The organism is Adlercreutzia sp. ZJ242, assembly GCF_011038995.1.
Taxonomy (GTDB): Bacteria; Actinomycetota; Coriobacteriia; order Coriobacteriales; family Eggerthellaceae; genus CAAEEV01.
In genome coordinates, this window is sequence record NZ_JAAKEE010000002.1 from 116,966 (window position 1) to 134,167 (window position 17,202).

Sequence of the window (17,202 nt, forward strand, 5' to 3'; positions counted from 1 at the left end):
GCGTCCCGCGTCCTTCGCCGCCCCGCGCCGGCAGCTCCGCTAGTAGTGGATCGAGCTCGGCTCGAACAGCAGGCGGAACTGGCTCTTGGCGTAGCGGTCGGTCATGCCGGCCACGTAGTCGGTCACGGCGCGCAGGTCGTCTCCCGCCGAAATCGCCCGATACTCGGCGGGCACCTCGCCCACGTGCTCCACGTAGTAGGAGAACAGCGCCTCGATCAGGCGCTGCGCCTTCTCCACCTCCTCGAGCACCACGCTGGCCTGGTACACGTTGTCGAACAGAAACGCCCGCAGCTCCATCATGGCGTCCCACACCGGCGCGCTCATGCGGATATCGTCCTCGCGCGCCGAGGTGACCACCATGTCGGTCACGAGCGTCTGGATGCGCGAGGAGTGGTCGGGGCCGAGCACCGCGTGCGTGGAGGCGGGCAGGTCGCGCTCGCGCAGGACGCCCGCGCGGATGGCGTCGTCGATGTCGTGGTTCACGTACGCGATGCGATCCGCCACGGCCACGATGCGCCCCTCGAGCGTCTCGGCGCGCTCGCGCCCGGTGTGGTGCACGATGCCGTCGCGCACCTCGGGCGTGAGGTTCAGCCCGCGCCCGCCGTTCTCGATCACCTCCACCACGCGCAGCGACTGCTCGTTGTGCTGGTAGAGCGCCGCGGCCTCGGGCGAGGCGGGGTCGATGCCGCGCAGGCGAGCCAGGCAGCCCGCGAGGGCGTCCTCGCCCGTGTGCCCGAAGGGCGTGTGCCCCAGGTCGTGCCCGAGCGAGATGGCCTCGGTCAGATCCTCGTTCAAGCCGAGCGCCCGCGCGATGGTGCGCGCGATCTGCGCCACCTCGAGCGTGTGCGTGAGGCGCGTGCGGAAGTGGTCGCCCTCGGCGGCCAGGAACACCTGCGTCTTGTGCGACAGCCGCCTGAACGACTTCGTGTGCAGGATCTTGTCGCGGTCGCGCTGGAAGTCGCCGCGCAGCATGTCAGGCTCCGTCGAGCGCTCGCGCCCCTCGCTCTCGTCGGAGAAGCACGCGTCCTCCGACAGGTTCACGTGCTCGAGCTGCTCGCGATCCTCGCGGTAGACGATGCGCATGTCTCACTCCTTCCGGTAAGCCGCGGCCAGCTCGCGTGGCGCGTACGCGCCGTGCTCGGTGATGATCTTGCAGACGAGGTCGGCCGGCGTCACGTCGAAGGCGGGGTTGAGCACGTCGACGCCGGGGATGGGCTCGGGGCACACCTCGGCGGCGGCGCGCTGCTCGATGGGGATGTCCTCGCCCCGCTCGAGCGCAAAGTCGATGGTCGACGAGGGGGCCGCCACGTAGAAGGGGATGCCGTGGTGCGCCGCGAGCACCGCCACGCCGTACGTGCCGATCTTGTTGGCCACGTCGCCGCGCGCCGTGATGCGGTCGGCGCCGACCACCACCGCGTCAACGAGCCCGGCGGCCATCACCGACGCCGCCATGTCGTCGCAGATGAGCGTCACGGGCACGCCCGCGCGCGCGAGCTCCCACGCCGTCAGACGCGCGCCCTGCCCCACCGGGCGCGTCTCGTCGGCGTACACGCGCTCGATCTTGCCCTGCTCGGCGGCTGCGTACACCACGCCGAGCGCCGTGCCGAAGAAGGAGGTGGCGAGGCTGCCCGCGTTGCAGTGCGTGAGCACGCGCGCGCCTTCGGGCAGAAGGCCCGCCCCGTGCGCGCCGATGGCGCGGTTGGCCGCCTCGTCCTCGGCGGCGAGCGCGCGCGTGAAGTCGAAGAGCGCGTCGGCCACCTCGCGCGGCCCGGAGCCCATGTCGAGCGCCGTGCGCGCCACCGCGCACGCGCGGCGCACGGCCCACGAGAGGTTCACCGCCGTCGGGCGCGCGTCGGCGATCATGCGCGCCGCGAGCTTGAGCGCATCCCAGTAGAGGTCGGGGTCGAAGGCCCGCTCGTCGAGCACGAAGACCCGCTCGAAGTCGCCCGCGCCGGCGCGGTGGTCGTCGGCGCGCGCCCACACGAACTCCGCCGCGCGCAGCGCCACGGCCGCCGCTCCCGCGATGCCGATGGCAGGCGCCCCGCGCACGCGCAGCGCCTTGATGGCCTCGATCACCTCGCGCCAGTCGAAGATCTCGCAGTACACCTCACGCGAGGGAAGCTGCATCTGGTCGAGCAGGCGCAGCGCAGGCACGCCCCCCTCGACGCCCGCAGCCCGCTGCTCAGTGCGCACGAGCTCGACGGTGCGCGGCAGTCGTTCCAAGTGAAGTTCCATGAGTGTCCACTCCCCCGACAAAGTCAACCTAGGTAAAACAGCCCCATTTTAGCGCAACTGGGGAGAAACACACGCCGCATGCCAGGCCCCGCCCAAAAAAGAAGCGCCCCCGCAGGGGCGCTTCCATATGGAGCAAGGTTCAGGCTGCTTCCCTGCGGCGCTCAGGCCGCGTGACGCGCGCCTACTTCGAGGCGATCGCCGCCTGGGCAGCCGCCAGACGCGCCACCGGAACGCGATAGGGCGAGCAGCTCACGTAGTCGAGGCCGATCGCGTTGAACGTGTGGATGGAGTCCGGGTCGCCGCCGTGCTCGCCGCACACGCCGCACATGATGTCCGGATTGCCCTCATGCCCGAACTCGACGCCCATCTTCACCAGCTTGGCGACGCCGGCGTCGACCGTGGCGAACGGGTTGTAGGGCAGCAGGCGCTGGCTGAGGTACTGCGGCACGAACTCGGCCTCGACGTCGTCGCGGCTGAAGCCGAACGTCGTCTGGGTGAGGTCGTTGGTGCCGAAGGAGAAGAAGTCGGCCTGGGTGGCGATCTCGTCGGCGGTGACGGCCGCGCGCGGCAGCTCGATCATGGTGCCGATCGGGATCTCCAGCTCGACGCCCTCCTCGGCGGCCACCTCGGCGATGACCTTCTCGGCCACGCCGCGCAGCTTCGCGAGCTCGGCCTTCACGGACACGAGCGGGATCATGATCTCGGGCTTCGGGTCGAGGCCCTCCTTCTTCAGGCGCGCCGCGGCGGTGGCGATGGCGCGCACCTGCATCTCGGGCAGGATGGGGTACACGATGCCGAGGCGGCAGCCGCGCATGCCCAGCATCGGGTTCTGCTCGGCGAACGAGTCGATCTTCTCCATGAGCTCGCGCTTCTCGGCGATGGCGGCCGCGTCGGCGCCGGTGGCCTCCATGCGGGCGATCTCCACGTCGAGCGCGCGCGGGCTCTCGAGGAACTCGTGCAGCGGCGGGTCGAGCAGGCGGACGATCACCGGCAGGCCGTCCATGGCCTTGAACATGCCGTAGAAGTCACCCGACTGGGCCTCGAACAGGTCGTTCACGGCCTTCTCGCGCACGAGCTCGTCCTCGTTCAGGATGAACGTCTGGATGATCTGCTTGCGGTCGCCGAGGAACATGTGCTCTGTGCGGCACAGGCCGATGCCCTGCGCGCCGAAGCTGCGGGAGAGCTCGGCGTCCTCGGGGTTGTCGGCGTTGGCGCGCACGCCGAGCGTGCGGAACTCGTCAGCCCACTCGAGGATGGTGTCGAGGTCGCCCGTGAGCTCGGGCATCACGAGGTCGACCGCGCCGAGGACCACGATGCCCGTGGTGCCGTCGATGGAGATCATGTCGCCCTCGCGGACCACCAGGTCGGTGCCGGTGATGGCGGCCTCCTTCTTCTCGGCGTCGATCTTCAGGGCCTCGACGCCGCACACGCAGGGGGCGCCCATGCCGCGCGCGATGACGGCGGCATGCGAGGTCTTGCCGCCGTGCGAGGTGAGGATGCCCTCGGCGGCGATCATGCCGGCGAGGTCGTCAGGCGTGGTCTCCCAGCGCACGAGCACGCACTTGCGGCCCGCCTCGGCGGCGGCCACGGCGTCGGCGGCGGAGAACACGGCCTCGCCCACGGCAGCGCCCGGGGAGGCGTTCAGGCCACGCGCGACCACGTCGTAGGTGGCGTTCTTGTCGAACTGCGGGTGCAGCAGCTGGTCGAGCTGGTCAGGCTCCACGCGGCCGACGGCCTCCTCCTTGGTGATGAGGCCCTCCTTCTCCATCTCGATGGCGATGTGGAGCGCGGCGGCGGCGGTGCGCTTGCCCACGCGGGTCTGCAGCATCCAGAGCTTGCCCTGCTCGATGGTGAACTCGATGTCGCACATGTCGCGGAAGTGGTTCTCGAGCGTGACGAAGATCTCCTCGAGCTGGCTGCCCGCCTCCTCGAGGCCCTCGACGTTCTTGAGCTCGGCGATGGGGCTCGTGTTGCGGATGCCCGCGACCACGTCCTCGCCCTGGGCGTTCACCAGGTAGTCACCGTAGAACTCCTTGGCGCCGTTGGCGGGGTTGCGCGTGAAGGCCACGCCCGTGGCGGACGTGTTGCCCTTGTTGCCGAACACCATGGACTGCACGTTCACGGCGGTGCCCAGGTCGTCGGCGATCTTGTTCTTCTTGCGGTAAAGGACCGCGCGGGGGTTGTTCCAGGAGCCGAACACGGCCTCGATGGCGAGCTTCAGCTGGATCATCGGGTCCTGCGGGAACTGCACGGTGCCGTCGACCACGAGCGAGGGGTACTCCTCGGCGCTCACGTTCTCGGTGAAGATCTTCTTGAACTCCACGACGAGCTCGGTGAGGTCCTCGGCGGTGAGGTCGGTGTCGGAGGCCACGCCGCGCGCGTTCTTCATGGCCGTGATGGCGTTCTCGAACAGGTCGCCGTCGAGGCCCATGACCACGTTGGAGAACATCTGGATGAAGCGGCGGTAGGAGTCCCAGGCGAAGCGCGGGTTCTCCGTCTGCTTGATGAGGCCGTTGATGGACTGGTCGTTGAGGCCCAGGTTCAGCACCGTGTCCATCATGCCCGGCATCGACATGGGCGCGCCGGAGCGGACCGAGACCAGCAGCGGGTCCTCCGCGTCGCCGATCTTCTTGCCCATGCGCTTCTCGAGGTCCTCGCGATACTCGTGGATGGTGTCAAGCGCTCCCTCGGGCCAGGTGTTGTCTGCGTTGGCGTACTCCATGCAGGTCTGGCACGTGATGGTAAATCCCGGAGGAACCGGAAGGCCGATGTTGGCCATCTCGGCGAGGTTCGCGCCCTTGCCGCCGAGCACCGCCTTCATGTCGGTGTTGCCCTCGGTCACGTTGTTCCCCTGGGCGTCCTTGCCAAAGGCGTAGACGCGCTTCACTTCTTCGCTCACCTTTTTCTCCTTATAATGCGTTGCACCAAAAGCGTGCAGTTGCCTACCTGCGCGCCCCACCTCCCGGCCGAAGGCGCGCATTGGAAATCCAGACCCGCGTAAACGAGTCCTAGTCAATAGTACCAGTTAGCGGGGGGTGCGAGCGCTCGTAGTACCGTAAAATCTCCTGAGCGGTCTCCTCAACGGCGCGTTTTTCGGTGTGAACAATAATGCAGCCGAGCTGCCGCATGAGGGCGCGGGCGCGCTCGAGGTCCTCGTAGACGTACTCCAGCTCGGCGTAGCGGCCCGCCACGAGGCTCGCCTTGCCCGCGCCGAGCCGGCGCTGGCGGATGTCGACGAGCACCTCGGCGGTGGTCATGAGCCCGAACAGCCGCGTGCGGTCGACGTCGTAGATCTCCTTCGGCGGGGTCGTGGACGGGTCGAGCGGGATGTTCGCCACCTTGTAGCCCTGCTGCGAGAGGTAGATGGACAGCGGCGTCTTCGACGAGCGCGACACGCCGATGAGCACGATGTCGGCCTGCGTGAGGTCCTGGGGGTTGCGCCCGTCGTCGTGCTCGATGGTGAACTCGATGGCCTCGATGCGGCGGAAGTAGTGCGGGTCGGCCACGCGCAGCGAGCCCGGCTTGGACGCGGGCTCGAGGCCGCTCATGTGCGCGATCGCGCCGACGGCGCCCGTCATGAGGTCGACCGCCACGATGTTGGGGTGCTCCTCCAAGTACGCGAGCATGCCGCGGCGCACCTCGTTGTTCACGAGCGTGTAGAACACGAGCATCTCGTCGTTGCCGAGGTCGTCGATGTGGTAGTGCACGTGCTCGTCGAGGAAGTCGCTGATCTCCTCGCAGGTCTTCACCTTCGACAGCGTCTCGATCTTGGGGTTCATGACGCCGAACTGCGCGGCGGCGGCGCGCGCCACCGCCTGGGCGGTCGCGCCCACCGAGTCGGAGATGATGTGGATGGTGGGGATGCGCGCGGCGCGCTCCTTGGGGCTGTGGTTCTCCATGAGAGGCTCCGATCTCACAGGGCCAGCAAAGTCGACGAGAAGGGCTCGCCCCCGGCGCAGCCGGAGGCGAGCGGCGTGAGCTATTTCTTGGCCATGAGGCCGAAGTCGGCCACGTGGGCGAACACGCCCACGAAGCGGTTGAGCAGGCGCAGGCGGTTTGCGCGCAGCGCCTCGTCGTCGGCCATGACCATGACGTCCTCGAAGAAGCGGTCGACGGGCGCCCGCAGGGCGGCGAGCGCGCGCAGGGCGGCCGCGTAGTCGTCGGCCTCGAGCGCCGCGGCGCAGGCTCCCTCGGCCGCCTCGACGGCGTCCACGAGCTCGCGCTCGGCAGGATCGGCGAGCGCGGCGGGGTCGACGTCGGCCCCGAGCGCCTCGTCGCGCAGGTTGTTCGCGCGGGCGAAGGCCGTGGCCAGGTCGTCGAACGTCTCGCGCTCGGCGCGGCGCGCCACCTCGAGCGCGCGCACGCGCCTCACGAACTCCACCGGCTCCTGCACGCCTGCGGCGAGCACGGCGTCGACGGCGTCCGCGCCCATGCCGGCGTCGCGCAGCATGACCTTCGTGCGCGTGACGAAGAAGTCAACCACCTCGGCGCGCACGGCCTCGCGGTCGAACTCGAGGCCCGCCTCGGCGTAGGCCGCCAGCGACGCGTCGACGGCGGAGAGCAGCGACACCTCGAGCGCGCCCTCCTCGGCGAGCAGCATGGTCATGATGCCGAGCGCGCTGCGGCGCAGGGCGAACGGGTCGGACGAGCCCGTGGGGCCCTGGCCTGCGGCGAACAGGCCGCAGATGGTGTCGAGCTTGTCAGCCGTGGCCACCACCTTGCCCACCAGCGACGCGGGCGGCTCGTCGCCCGAGAAGCGCGGGCGGTAGTGGTCGCCGATGGCGCGCGCCACCTGCTCGCCCTCGCCCGAGGCGAGCGCGTAGTAGTAGCCCATGACGCCCTGCACGCTGGTGAACTCCACCACCGCGCCCGTGACCAGGTCGGCCTTGCAGAGGAGCGCCGCGCGCGCCGCGTCGGCGGCGTCGGCGGCAGGAAGCTGCGCGTCGGCGGCGAGGTGCGTGGCCACGCGCACGATGCGGTCGGCCTTCGCGCGCATGGTGCCGAGGCTCTCCTGGAACACCACCTCGTCGAGGCGCTCCACGTAGTCGGCGAGCGGGCGCTTGCAGTCCTCGTCGTAGAAGAACTTCGCGTCGTAGAGGCGGGCGGCCACCACGCGCTCGTTGCCGTCGACGATGTTGGCCTCGAAGGCCGGGTCGCCGTTGGACGTGATGAGGAACTTGTTGGCGAGCGTGCCGTCGGCGTTGAACAGCGGGAAGTAGCGCTGGTGCACGAGCATGGCGTCGACGGTGATCTCCTTGGGCACGGCCAGGAACAGCTCGTCGAAGGTGCCGACCATGACGGTGGGGTACTCGGCGAGGTTCACGACCTCCTCCATGATCTTGGCCGGAAGCTCGGCGACCAGGCCGGTCGCCTCCTCGGCGGCGCGCACCTGCTCGCGGATGATGGCCTCGCGCTCGGCCTCGCTCGGCACCACGAAGGCGCCGCGCAGCACGTCGACGTACTCCTCGGCACACGCGACCGCATGCGGGCCGGGGGCCAGGAAGCGGTGGCCGCGCGTCAGGCGGTCGGCCGCGAGGCCCGCCCACGCGACCGGCACCACGTCCTCGCCGAACAGCGCCAGAAGCCAGCGCACCGGGCGGCTGAACTGCTCGGAGCGGCTCCCCCAGCGCTGGGTCTTGGGCCACGAGACGGCGCCGATCACGCCCTCGAGCACCGCCGGGAGCAGCTCGACCACGTCGCGCTCAGGCGTGCGCCTCACGGCGTACACGTACTGGGTGCCGTTCTCGTCGCGCAGCTCGAGGCTCGACGCGTCGACGCCCTTGCCGCGCGCGAACCCGAGGGCGGCCTTGGTGGGGTTGCCCTCCGCGTCGAACGCGATCTTCGCCGCGGGGCCGCGGAACACCTCCTCCGTGGCCTCAGTGCGCGCGGGCACGTCGTGCGCCACCACCGCGAGGCGCCGCGGCGTGGTGTACGCCTCGACCGCGCCTACCGGGATGCCCTCGGCGTCGAACGCGGCGCGGAAGAGGCCCTCGAGCTTCCCCGTGACCGCATGCAGGTCAAACGCCGGCAGCTCCTCGGTGCCGATCTCGAAAGCAAGCGTCTTGTTCGCCATCTCCCCTATGCCTCCTTCTCGTCTTCGGCAGCCGGCGCCACGCCCGCCACGTGCTCCAGGTAGCTCGCGCAGCACGCCTTCGCGATGGTGCGCACGCGCAGGATGTAGCCCATGCGCTCGGTCGCCGAGATGACGCCGCGGGCGTCGAGCAGGTTGAACGCGTGGCTGCACTTGAGCACGTAGTCGTAGGCCGGGAGCGGCAGGCCCTGCTCGAGCACGCGGTTGCACTCCGCCTCGTAGCGGTCGAACTCGCCGAAGAGCAGCTCCGTGTCGGCCACCTCGAAGTTGTAGGCCGAGAACTCGCGCTCGTTCTCGAGGAACACGTCGCCGTAGGTGAACACGGTGCCGTCGTCGCCGCGGCTCCACACGATGTCGTACACCGAGTCGACGCCCTGGATGTACATGGTCAGGCGCTCCAGGCCGTAGGTGATCTCAGCGGGCACGGGCCTGCACTCGAAGCCGCCCACCTGCTGGAAGTAGGTGAACTGCGTGCACTCCATGCCGTCGATCCAGACCTCCCAGCCGAGTCCCCAGGCGCCGAGCGTCGGGCTCTCCCAGTCGTCCTCGACGAAGCGCACGTCATGCTCCTCGACGTTGATGCCGATGGCGCGCAGCGAGTTGAGGTAGAGCTCCTGCACGTTGTCGGGCGAGGGCTTCATGATGACCTGGAACTGGTAGTAGTGCTGCAGGCGGTTGGGGTTCTCGCCGTAGCGGCCGTCGGTGGGGCGGCGCGACGGCTGCACGTAGGCGGTGCGCCACGTGCCCGGGCCGAGCGAGCGCAGGGTGGTGGCGGTGTGGAACGTGCCCGCGCCCACCTCGTTGTCGTAGGGCTGCAGCACGACGCAGCCCTGGTCGGCCCAGTAGCGCTGCAGGTTCATGATGACGTCCTGGAACGTCGGCGGCATGCCCTGCGCGGCTGCGCCGGCTCCGCCCGTTGTTTCCGTTGACATGGCTCTCCTCGAATATGTCACGTGTGCCACTTCGCGCGCAGTGGCCGCGCCTGTTTACTTGCGTCAGCCCTCGGACGAGAGCAGGCCGAACCGGTCAAGCGGCCAGTACGTGAGCACCGCCTTGCCGGTGACCGTGGAAGCGTCGATCGCGCCGAAGTAACGCGAGTCCTGCGAGTTCGTGCGGTTGTCGCCCATGACCCACAGCTCGCCCTCCCCGACGGTGTAGGGGTAGCTGATGTCCTCGCCGTAGGCCGGGGTGAGCGGGTAGGAGGGGAGGTTGCGCGTGTAGGGCTCCACGAGCGCCACGCCGTCGATCACCACGCGCCCGTCGATGAGCTCGACCGTCTCGCCCTCGGTGGCGATCACGCGCTTGATGAGGATGCGCGAGGGGATCTCGGGGTCGGCGAAGGTGACGATGTCGCCGCGCTCGGGCTCGCCGAGGTAGTAGCTGACCTTCTCGGAGAACACCATGTCGCCGGTCATGATGGTCTCCTCCATGGAGCCCGACGGGATCTCGTAGGCTTGGAACACGAAGGTGCGCAGGCCCCACGACAACGCGACGATCAGAACGACCATGCCCAGCAGGGACGCGAGCTTGCGTCCGATGCTCGGCTTGCGCGCGTCAGCGTGTTGACCGGAGTACATGTGGCCTCAAGGTCCCCTTTCAGAAAAACGCGCCGCGCCACAGGCGCAAACGCGTGAAGTCGACAGGTTGCGGTAATCGCTTATGATAGCGCTTCGGGCCTAACTCCCCTGCTCACCCGCTAAAGTCTCCAGAAATTCCCGATCAGCGGGCGTGAGGTTGCCCGCGCGCTCGAACGCCTCGAGCAGGTCGGGGCGCCACCGCGCCGTGCGCTCGAGGCTCATGTTCCGCCGCCAGCGCGCCACCGCGCCGTGGTCCCCCGACAAGAGCACCGCCGGCACCTCCTGGCCGCGGAAGCTCGCCGGGCGCGTGTACTGGGGGTACTCCAGAAGCCCGCTCGTGAACGACTCGTCGACGGGGCCGTCGGGGGCGCCGAGCACGCCGGGCAGCTTGCGCACCACCGCGTCGATCACCACCATGGAGGCGAGCTCGCCGGAGGTGAGCACGTAGTCGCCGAGCGATATGACCTCGTCGGCGAGGGCGTAGGCCCGCTCGTCGATGCCCTCGTAGTGCCCGCAGACGAACAGCAGCCGCTCGCGCCGCGCCAGCTCGGAGGCGTACACGTCGTCGAAGCGGCGGCCCTGCGGGGCGAGGAAGATGACCGTGGGGGCGGGAGCGCCGTGCTCGAGAGCGCCCTCGTGCTCGGGGACGTCGGCGCGCCCAGGGGAGCTCAGTCGCTCGGACAGTCCTGCTCGCGCGAAATGCCCGCCGGGCATTTCGGCTCGTGCGGAACTCGCTTGGTGAGCACCCCTGGGCGCGCCTTCCTCGCTCACGGCAAATGCGTCCCCGGCATATTCGCCGGCGCTTTCGTGCGAGCAGGACTGTCTGAGCGACTGAGCATTCCCCTGCCCGTGGAGCAGGGCGGAGGGAACAGGAGCGGGAGCGCCGACGATGTCCTCGTAGGCTTCGAAGAGGGGCTCGCACTTCATCACGAGGCCGGCGCCGCCGCCGTAGGGGTCGTCGTCGGTGGTGCGATGCCGATCGTGGGTCCAGTCGCGCAGGTCATGCGCGTGAAACGAAATGATCCCCTTGTCCTGGGCGCGCTTCATCATCGACGACCCCATGACCGAGTCGTACATGCGGGGGAACGTGGAGAGCGTCTCGATGATCACGGGCGGCTCCTCACAGGTCGAGCAGGCCGGCCGGGCAGTCGAGCTCGATGCGGCGCGCGTCCTCGTCGATGCTCACGACGAACTCCTCCACGAGCGGGATGAGCGCGGGCGAGCCGTCCGGCCGCGCCACCACGAGCAGGGGCTGCAGCGGGCGGTCCTCCACGGCCTCGACCTCGCCCACGTGCCCCGCGCGCACGTCATGCACGCTCCACCCCTCCCACGAGGGCAGGTCGGACGCAACGTCGGACGAAGAGAGGTCGACCTCGTCGCGGCGCATGAGGCAGTGGCAGCCCACGAGCAGCTCGGCCACGTCGGCGGTCTCGACCTCCTCGAAGAACACGAGCGCCTCATCCTCGGATCGCGGCACGACACGCGCGACGGTCACGTCACGCGGGGCGTCGAGGACCGGCGGCACCAAGGCGACGCGCACGCCCTCGGACAGCAAAAGAGGAAGGCCCGACGCAGCACGTGCGACGAGCCCTCCGTTCAGGTTTTTCGTATGCGCCAACGTGGCGACATCAATCCAGCTGCGCATCTAGTCGATGAGCTCCACTTCGACGGGAACGCCCGAGCGCGACGCGGCAGCGCGGGCGAGCGTGCGAATGGCCTTGATGACGCGGCCCTGGCGGCCGATGACCTTGCCGGCGTCCTCCTCGTTGACGCGAATCTCAACGATGACGGCGCCGTCCTCGGCCTCGTCGGCAGTGATCTCGAGGTCCTCCTCGAACTCGATCAAGGGGCGGACGACCACGTCCACCAAGCCCGCGAGATCCTCCGTCAGCTCAGACATGGCTTACGCGTCCTCGCGCGCGCCCTTGAGCAGACGAGCGACGGTGTCGGTGGGCTGAGCGCCGTTGGCGATCCACTTCTCAACCTTCTCCATGTCGAACTTCACCGTGGCAGGCTCGGTCAGCGGGTTGTAGCGGCCAACCTCGTCGATGAACTTGCCGTCGCGCGGGGCGCGTGAGTCGGCGACGACGATGCGGTAGTACGGGCGCTTCTTGGCGCCATGGCGAGCGAGGCGAATCTTAACAGCCATGAAGTGTGACTCCTTCTAAAAAATACTCTCATTCGATATAGGCATGCACTGCTCACGCAGCACAGCGAAAACAGCAGTTGTTTATTTTACGGCTCCCCTCAGCGTTTTGCAAGGGGATTCATTCACATAATAGGCCGCAGGTTATGTTGTGGCGCTTCGCAGCGTCGAGCAGTTCCGTCTGTCCCGCCAGGGCAGACGGAACCCTCTATTGATCCATCATCTGCTGCAGCTTCTTCAGATCCCCCATCGACATGCCGCCCATGCCGGGAAGCGCGCGGCCGCGGCGCGACTTGCCGCGCTTGCCCTTGCGCTTCTGCTGCTGCTCGACGGTGCCCATCATCTTCTTCATCATCTTCTTGGTCTCGTTGAACTTCTTGATGAGCTGGTTCACGTCGGTCACCGTGACGCCCGCGCCCTTCGCGATGCGCGCGCGGCGGCTGCCGTTGAGGACCTCGGGCTTGGCGCGCTCCTCCTTCGTCATGGAGTTGATGATGACCTCCATGGCGTCGAGCGCCCCCTCGTCCACCTGCCCGCTCCCGAGCGCCTTGTCTCCGCCGGGCAGCGCGCTGATGAGCTTCGCGATGCCGCCCATCTTGTGCACCTGGCGGTTCATGGTGATGAAGTCGTCGAGCGTGAGCTGGCCCTTCGCCATGCGCTCAGCCTCGACGGCCTCGGCCTCCTCCTGCTGCACCTTCACGGCGCTCTCGATGAGCGACACCACGTCGCCCATGCCGAGGATGCGCTTGGCCATGCGGTCGGGGTGGAACACCTCGAGCGAGTCGGGCTTCTCGCCCGAGGAGATGAACTTGATGGGCTTGCCCGTGACCTCGCGGATGGACAGCGCGCCGCCGCCGCGGGCGTCGCCGTCCATCTTCGACATGATGACGCCGTCGAAGTCCACGCGGCTCGCGAACGCCTCGACCACGTTCACCACGTCCTGGCCGGTCATGGCGTCGACCACCATGAGGATCTGGTCGGGCTTGACGGCGTCGCGGATGGCCTCGGCCTCGACCATCATGTCCTCGTCGACGTGCAGGCGGCCCGCCGTGTCGATGATGACCACGTCGCGCAGCGAGTCGATGGCGTCCCGCACGCCCTCCTGCGCGATGCGCACCGGGTCCACGCCGTCGCCGCGGTACACGCGCACGCCGATCTCGCCGGCGAGCGTTGCCAGCTGGTCGGCTGCGGCGGGGCGGTACACGTCGCAGGCCACGAGCAGGGGCGCGTGGTTCTCCTGCTTCAGGCGGTAGGCGAGCTTGGCGGCCGCGGTGGTCTTGCCCGAGCCCTGCAGGCCCACGAGCATGATGACGTTGGGGATGCGGCTGCCCATGACGAGCTTCGAGTCCGTGCGGCCCAGAAGCTCGGTGAGCTCGTCGAGCACCACCTTGATCACGTTCTGCGCCGGGGTGAGCGAGTCGAGCACCTCGGCGGCGAGGCAGCGCTCCTTCGTGCGCGCGACGAACGCCTTGACTACTTTGAAGTTAACGTCAGCTTCAAGAAGCGCGAGGCGAATCTCGCGCATGGCGGCGTTGATGTCCTCCTCGGTGAGGCGGCCCTTCGACTTCAGACCCGAGAAGATGCCCTGGAGGCGCTCGGAGAGGTTCTCAAGCATAGTGTTCTGCTCCTGTTGAAACGAGCTTGCATGTCACGGTTAACCGGACGATTATACCCCAGGCGCCCGCCTACAGGCTCACGATGGCCACCTTCACGTTGCTGTTGCGGAAGACGGGGCGCAGAAACTCGGGGTCCTGCAGCTCGGGCAGCACCTGCTGCAACGCGATGAAGATGTCGGCCGACGGCGCGCGCGAGGCGTCCTCGAGCGCGTAGACGGTGCGCTCCGAGATGCGCATGCCCGTCTTCTCCTCCACCGCCTTCACGAGCGACAGCCCGCGCGAGTAGCCGTTCGCCAGGCGCGACGCCTTGAGCAGCACGCCGTATGCCTCCCAGTCGATGACGCTGTTCTCCTTAGCCATGATATGACCTCCGATTCGTCGCGTGCTTCTCCTCAATGTTGCATTATAGTACGATTCTACGGCGCGCGCCAGAGACGCAGGCGAGCGGGTGAGAACGGGCAGGCTCGGGGCGAGCGGGTCTGGGACGGGCGGTCCAGGGCGGGCGCGTGAGCGCAGGCCAGAGGCGCGCGCAAGCCCGAGCCGGGGCGGGTCTGCGCTAGCCGAGGAAGTCAACCTCGCCCGAGTGGGTGTGGTAGACGGCGCCGCGTATCTCGAGCCCGTCATGCGCGGCGAGGCGGGAGAGCTCCTCGTCGGACCCAAGCGCCGCCATGCTCGCGCGCACGTTGCGCACGACGGCCTCGTAGGGGTCGGTCACATCGCCGATGGCCTGGGTGATCTTGTCGGTGATCGCCGTCACCGCGCCGGCGCAGCCGCCCTCCAGCGCCGCGGACACCGCGCCGCAGCGCGTGTGGCCGAGCACGAGCAGGAGCTTCACGTGCAGGTGATCGCACGCGTACACCGCGCTCGCCAGCTCGGAGGGGCCCACCACGTTGCCCGCCACGCGGATGGTGAACAGGTCGCCGAGGCTCGCCATGAACATGTGCTCGGGCACCACGCGCGAGTCCGAGCAGGTGAGCACGATGGCGTACGGGCTCTGCCCGTACTCGTAGAGCTCCGTGATGCGCTCAAGCGACGTGTCGAGCTTGTGCTGGCGCAGCGTCAGGAAGTCGTGGTTGCCCCGCCTCAGGCGGTCGATGGCGTCGCTTGCCGAGATCATGGCTCAGCCCTCCTCGCGGTCGCGTGAGGCGCAGGGTACGCCCGCGGCCTCGTGGTAGAAGATGTGCATGTCCTCGTAGGCGCCCTCTTTGTTGAGGAAGCCCCCGGGGATGGTGCCGACACGGGTGAATCCAAGGCTCTCGTAAAGGCGGATGGCGCGCGCGTTGCTCGCCACCACCGCGTTGAACTGCAGGCCGCGGAAGCCGCAGGGGACGAGGTGCGCGAGCGCGTCGGCCACGAGCGCGCGGCCCGCTCCCCTGCCGCGCGCCGCGCTGCTCACCGCAAAGCTCGCGTTCGCCACGTGGGAGCAGCGCCCCACGTTGTTGGGATGCAGGATGGCCAGGCCGATGACGCGCCCCTCGTCAACGGCCACCGCCGCGTAGGACTGCGCGGCGAAGAACGCCGCGCCGGTCTCTTCGTCCAGCTCGTCGAGCTGCGGGAAGGCCCGGCCGTCGCGCACGACCTCGTTCCAGATGGGGATCATGGCCGCCAGGTCGGCGGGCGTGTAGGCGCGCACCTCCATGGCTAGAACCACCTCTCCCAGAAGTGCTTCTTGCGCGGCTGCTCAGCGGGCGCGGGCTCGTCGGCGGCGGGCTCCCCTTCCGCCTCTTCCGCTTTGCCCTCGACGGCTGCGGCCGCGCCGTCTTCGGCATCCGAGTCGGCGGCTGCCAGGGCGAGCTCGGCCAGCTCCTCGTCGGTGAAGCCGGCGTCGTCGGGATCGAATCCGGGCTCTGCCGGCGCGGGTTCAAGTTCAGGTTCGGGTTCGGGTTCGAGCTCAGGCTCGAGGGCGCCGGCAGCCTCGGGCCCAGCCTCTTCCGCAGCCGTTTCCGCAGCTTCCGCACGCTTCGCTTCCGCAGCCGTTTCCGCAGCCTCGACCTCGGCCTCGCGCTCCTCGGCTTCGGACCCGGCCTCGGCAGGCTCCCCAGTCGCCTCCGCCGTCGCAGGCGCGCCCTCGAGCACGTCGCGGCGGCGCTCACCGGCGGTCATGGCCGCCTGCTTGGCGTTCTCGCCGACGTGCTCGGCGTCCTCCTCGTAGCGCTCGTCGAAGTCGCCGATGAGCGCGCTCGAGAACGCGTGCGCGTCGAAGTCGCGAAGGTCGTCGATCCCCTCGCCCACGCCGATCTTGATGATGGGCAGCTCGAGCTCGTGGCTCACGGCGAGCGCGATGCCGCCCTTCGCCGTGCCGTCGAGCTTGGTGACGATGAGCGCGTCGAGGTCGAGCGCGCGGTTGAACTCGCGCGCCTGCTGCAGGCCGTTCTGGCCCGTGGTGGCGTCGATCACGAGCACCGTGTACACCGGCAGCTCGGAGCGCTTGCGCACCACGTTCACCACCTTCTCGAGCTCGCGCATGAGGTCGGCCGAGGTGTGCAGGCGGCCCGCCGTGTCGATGAGCACGAGGTCGGAGCCGGCGGCCTCGGCGCGCTCTATGGTGTCGTAGCACACGCTCGCCGGGTCGCTCCCGCGCTCGCGCGTGACCATCTCCACGCCCGCGCGGCGCGCCCACACCTCGAGTTGCTCGATGGCCGCGGCGCGGAACGTGTCGGCCGAGCCCAGGATGACGGAGCGGCCCGCGTCGGTCTGCTCCTTGGCGATCTTGCCCACCGTGGTGGTCTTACCCGTGCCGTTGATGCCCACGAACAGCAGAAGCGCGGGGCCGCCGCCGAGGATCTCGTCGCCGCCAGGCGTGAACGTGGCGCTGATCTGGTCGTTCAGGAGGTCGAGCACCGCGTAGGCGTCGGGCAGCGCGAGCCGCGTGGCCTGGTCGCGCAGCCGCTCAACGATGTCGAAGGCCGCCGCGCCGCCGATGTCGGAGAGGATGAGCGTCTCCTCGAGCGTCTCCCAGAACTCCTCGTCGAGGTTCGGCCCGCGGTCGAGCAGGACGTTCATCGACTCCTTGAACTTGTCACGGGAGCGCGAGAGCCCCTCGCTGATCTTGTCGAAAAAACCCATGGCAGACTACCTCCATGCCAACGTCGCACCTTGCACCATGCCATTCTATGACATCAAGCGCACGATAGCCCCCGCCCCGCCGAAAAAGGGGACAGCCAACATGAGGGAAAGGTCAACCTGCCCGCTCCACGCGCAGCTTGAGCCACATCCGCCAACTCGCGGCATTATGAGACAATCCGACAGCGCTCATCAGCATGGCGCGCTTCCCTAGCGCGACGAGAGAGTTGAGAAGTCGGATTTCGAGCTACGCACATGCCAGACAATGACCGAGCTCCCCTCCCGAGTTTTGCAGCTGATTAGTTGATCCGTTTTTACATATTCCCTGGTCAAAGGCCGTTCCAGGTCTTTATTTTTGTCAAAAATTTATGACTATCTGCGTTAGGGATTGTTATTGGTATGGTATAATGAGAAAAGGGGTATCCGCAGGTCAGGAGAAGAATTGTTCGTCAAAAAGCAGAAGAGGAAAAACGG

16 protein-coding genes and 1 pseudogene are annotated in these 17,202 nt (G+C 68.4%); all 17 read right to left on the reverse strand.

The genetic code is table 11. The annotated features are described in order from the left end of the window. Nucleotides 1-39: 39 nt before the first annotated feature. Entirely contained in the window at nucleotides 40-1,083 is a 1,044-nt protein-coding gene (locus G7Y49_RS01310; protein WP_165170455.1) for a deoxyguanosinetriphosphate triphosphohydrolase, read from the reverse strand. A gap of 3 nt (nucleotides 1,084-1,086) precedes the next feature. Continuing rightward, nucleotides 1,087-2,235, reverse strand: coding sequence for an S-methyl-5-thioribose-1-phosphate isomerase (gene mtnA / locus G7Y49_RS01315; protein WP_165170457.1), 1,149 nt, complete (start codon nucleotides 2,233-2,235; stop codon nucleotides 1,087-1,089). 181 nt (nucleotides 2,236-2,416) lie between these two features. Then, nucleotides 2,417-5,134 carry a pyruvate, phosphate dikinase gene (ppdK, locus tag G7Y49_RS01320; RefSeq protein WP_165170459.1) on the reverse strand — a complete coding sequence of 906 codons (2,718 nt, stop codon included), beginning with the start codon at nucleotides 5,132-5,134 and terminating at the stop codon, nucleotides 2,417-2,419. A 109-nt stretch (nucleotides 5,135-5,243) separates the two neighbouring features. After that, nucleotides 5,244-6,134 (reverse strand): pyruvate, water dikinase regulatory protein, encoded by an 891-nt coding sequence (locus G7Y49_RS01325; RefSeq protein WP_165170461.1) that lies wholly within the window; start codon nucleotides 6,132-6,134, stop codon nucleotides 5,244-5,246. Between the two features lie 80 nt (nucleotides 6,135-6,214). Next, entirely contained in the window at nucleotides 6,215-8,308 is a 2,094-nt protein-coding gene (gene glyS / locus G7Y49_RS01330) for a glycine--tRNA ligase subunit beta (protein ID WP_165170463.1), read from the reverse strand. 5 nt (nucleotides 8,309-8,313) lie between these two features. After that, nucleotides 8,314-9,258, reverse strand: coding sequence for a glycine--tRNA ligase subunit alpha (locus G7Y49_RS01335; RefSeq protein WP_165170465.1), 945 nt, complete (start codon nucleotides 9,256-9,258; stop codon nucleotides 8,314-8,316). 63 nt (nucleotides 9,259-9,321) lie between these two features. Beyond that, nucleotides 9,322-9,903 (reverse strand): signal peptidase I, encoded by a 582-nt coding sequence (gene lepB, locus G7Y49_RS01340; RefSeq protein WP_165170467.1) that lies wholly within the window; start codon nucleotides 9,901-9,903, stop codon nucleotides 9,322-9,324. Nucleotides 9,904-10,002: 99 nt separating this feature from the next. After that, a complete protein-coding gene (locus tag G7Y49_RS12445) occupies nucleotides 10,003-10,617 on the reverse strand; it encodes a hypothetical protein (protein WP_165170493.1) in 615 nt (204 codons plus the stop codon). 165 nt (nucleotides 10,618-10,782) lie between these two features. Continuing rightward, a pseudogene (locus G7Y49_RS12450) lies at nucleotides 10,783-10,965 on the reverse strand (tRNA (guanosine(37)-N1)-methyltransferase TrmD); the annotation flags it as partial. Between the two features lie 58 nt (nucleotides 10,966-11,023). Beyond that, the gene (locus G7Y49_RS01355) at nucleotides 11,024-11,548 is read right to left on the reverse strand and encodes a ribosome maturation factor RimM (RefSeq protein ID WP_165170469.1); all 525 of its coding nucleotides are present in this window, start codon (nucleotides 11,546-11,548) and stop codon (nucleotides 11,024-11,026) included. Further along, entirely contained in the window at nucleotides 11,549-11,803 is a 255-nt protein-coding gene (locus G7Y49_RS01360; protein ID WP_165170471.1) for a KH domain-containing protein, read from the reverse strand. 3 nt (nucleotides 11,804-11,806) lie between these two features. Next, on the reverse strand, nucleotides 11,807-12,052 hold the full coding sequence (gene rpsP / locus G7Y49_RS01365) for a 30S ribosomal protein S16 (protein ID WP_165048032.1): 246 nt from the start codon (nucleotides 12,050-12,052) through the stop codon (nucleotides 11,807-11,809). 205 nt (nucleotides 12,053-12,257) lie between these two features. Continuing rightward, nucleotides 12,258-13,664, reverse strand: a complete 1,407-nt coding sequence (ffh, locus tag G7Y49_RS01370; protein ID WP_165170473.1) for a signal recognition particle protein — start codon at nucleotides 13,662-13,664, stop codon at nucleotides 12,258-12,260. 70 nt (nucleotides 13,665-13,734) lie between these two features. Then, nucleotides 13,735-14,025, reverse strand: a complete 291-nt coding sequence (locus G7Y49_RS01375) for a hypothetical protein (RefSeq protein WP_165047966.1) — start codon at nucleotides 14,023-14,025, stop codon at nucleotides 13,735-13,737. 196 nt (nucleotides 14,026-14,221) lie between these two features. Further along, entirely contained in the window at nucleotides 14,222-14,782 is a 561-nt protein-coding gene (locus G7Y49_RS01380) for a carbonic anhydrase (protein WP_165170475.1), read from the reverse strand. A 3-nt stretch (nucleotides 14,783-14,785) separates the two neighbouring features. After that, complete coding sequence (locus G7Y49_RS01385) at nucleotides 14,786-15,304, reverse strand: GNAT family N-acetyltransferase (protein WP_165170495.1); 519 nt, start codon at nucleotides 15,302-15,304, stop codon at nucleotides 14,786-14,788. Nucleotides 15,305-15,306: 2 nt separating this feature from the next. After that, the gene (gene ftsY, locus G7Y49_RS12180; RefSeq protein ID WP_241157217.1) at nucleotides 15,307-16,731 is read right to left on the reverse strand and encodes a signal recognition particle-docking protein FtsY; all 1,425 of its coding nucleotides are present in this window, start codon (nucleotides 16,729-16,731) and stop codon (nucleotides 15,307-15,309) included. Between the last annotated feature and the right edge of the window lie 471 nt (nucleotides 16,732-17,202).

Coding starts and splice junctions, on each gene's coding strand:
- G7Y49_RS01310 (WP_165170455.1), bottom strand. CDS start 1,083: ATGCGCATCGTCTACCGCGAGGATCGCGAGCAGCTCGAGCACGTGAAC.
- mtnA (WP_165170457.1), bottom strand. CDS start 2,235: ATGGAACTTCACTTGGAACGACTGCCGCGCACCGTCGAGCTCGTGCGC.
- G7Y49_RS01325 (WP_165170461.1), bottom strand. CDS start 6,134: ATGGAGAACCACAGCCCCAAGGAGCGCGCCGCGCGCATCCCCACCATC.
- glyS (WP_165170463.1), bottom strand. CDS start 8,308: ATGGCGAACAAGACGCTTGCTTTCGAGATCGGCACCGAGGAGCTGCCG.
- G7Y49_RS01335 (WP_165170465.1), bottom strand. CDS start 9,258: ATGTCAACGGAAACAACGGGCGGAGCCGGCGCAGCCGCGCAGGGCATG.
- lepB (WP_165170467.1), bottom strand. CDS start 9,903: ATGTACTCCGGTCAACACGCTGACGCGCGCAAGCCGAGCATCGGACGC.
- G7Y49_RS12445 (WP_165170493.1), bottom strand. CDS start 10,617: ATGCCCGGCGGGCATTTCGCGCGAGCAGGACTGTCCGAGCGACTGAGC.
- G7Y49_RS01355 (WP_165170469.1), bottom strand. CDS start 11,548: ATGCGCAGCTGGATTGATGTCGCCACGTTGGCGCATACGAAAAACCTG.
- G7Y49_RS01360 (WP_165170471.1), bottom strand. CDS start 11,803: ATGTCTGAGCTGACGGAGGATCTCGCGGGCTTGGTGGACGTGGTCGTC.
- rpsP (WP_165048032.1), bottom strand. CDS start 12,052: ATGGCTGTTAAGATTCGCCTCGCTCGCCATGGCGCCAAGAAGCGCCCG.
- ffh (WP_165170473.1), bottom strand. CDS start 13,664: ATGCTTGAGAACCTCTCCGAGCGCCTCCAGGGCATCTTCTCGGGTCTG.
- G7Y49_RS01375 (WP_165047966.1), bottom strand. CDS start 14,025: ATGGCTAAGGAGAACAGCGTCATCGACTGGGAGGCATACGGCGTGCTG.
- G7Y49_RS01380 (WP_165170475.1), bottom strand. CDS start 14,782: ATGATCTCGGCAAGCGACGCCATCGACCGCCTGAGGCGGGGCAACCAC.
- G7Y49_RS01385 (WP_165170495.1), bottom strand. CDS start 15,304: ATGGAGGTGCGCGCCTACACGCCCGCCGACCTGGCGGCCATGATCCCC.
- ftsY (WP_241157217.1), bottom strand. CDS start 16,731: ATGGGTTTTTTCGACAAGATCAGCGAGGGGCTCTCGCGCTCCCGTGAC.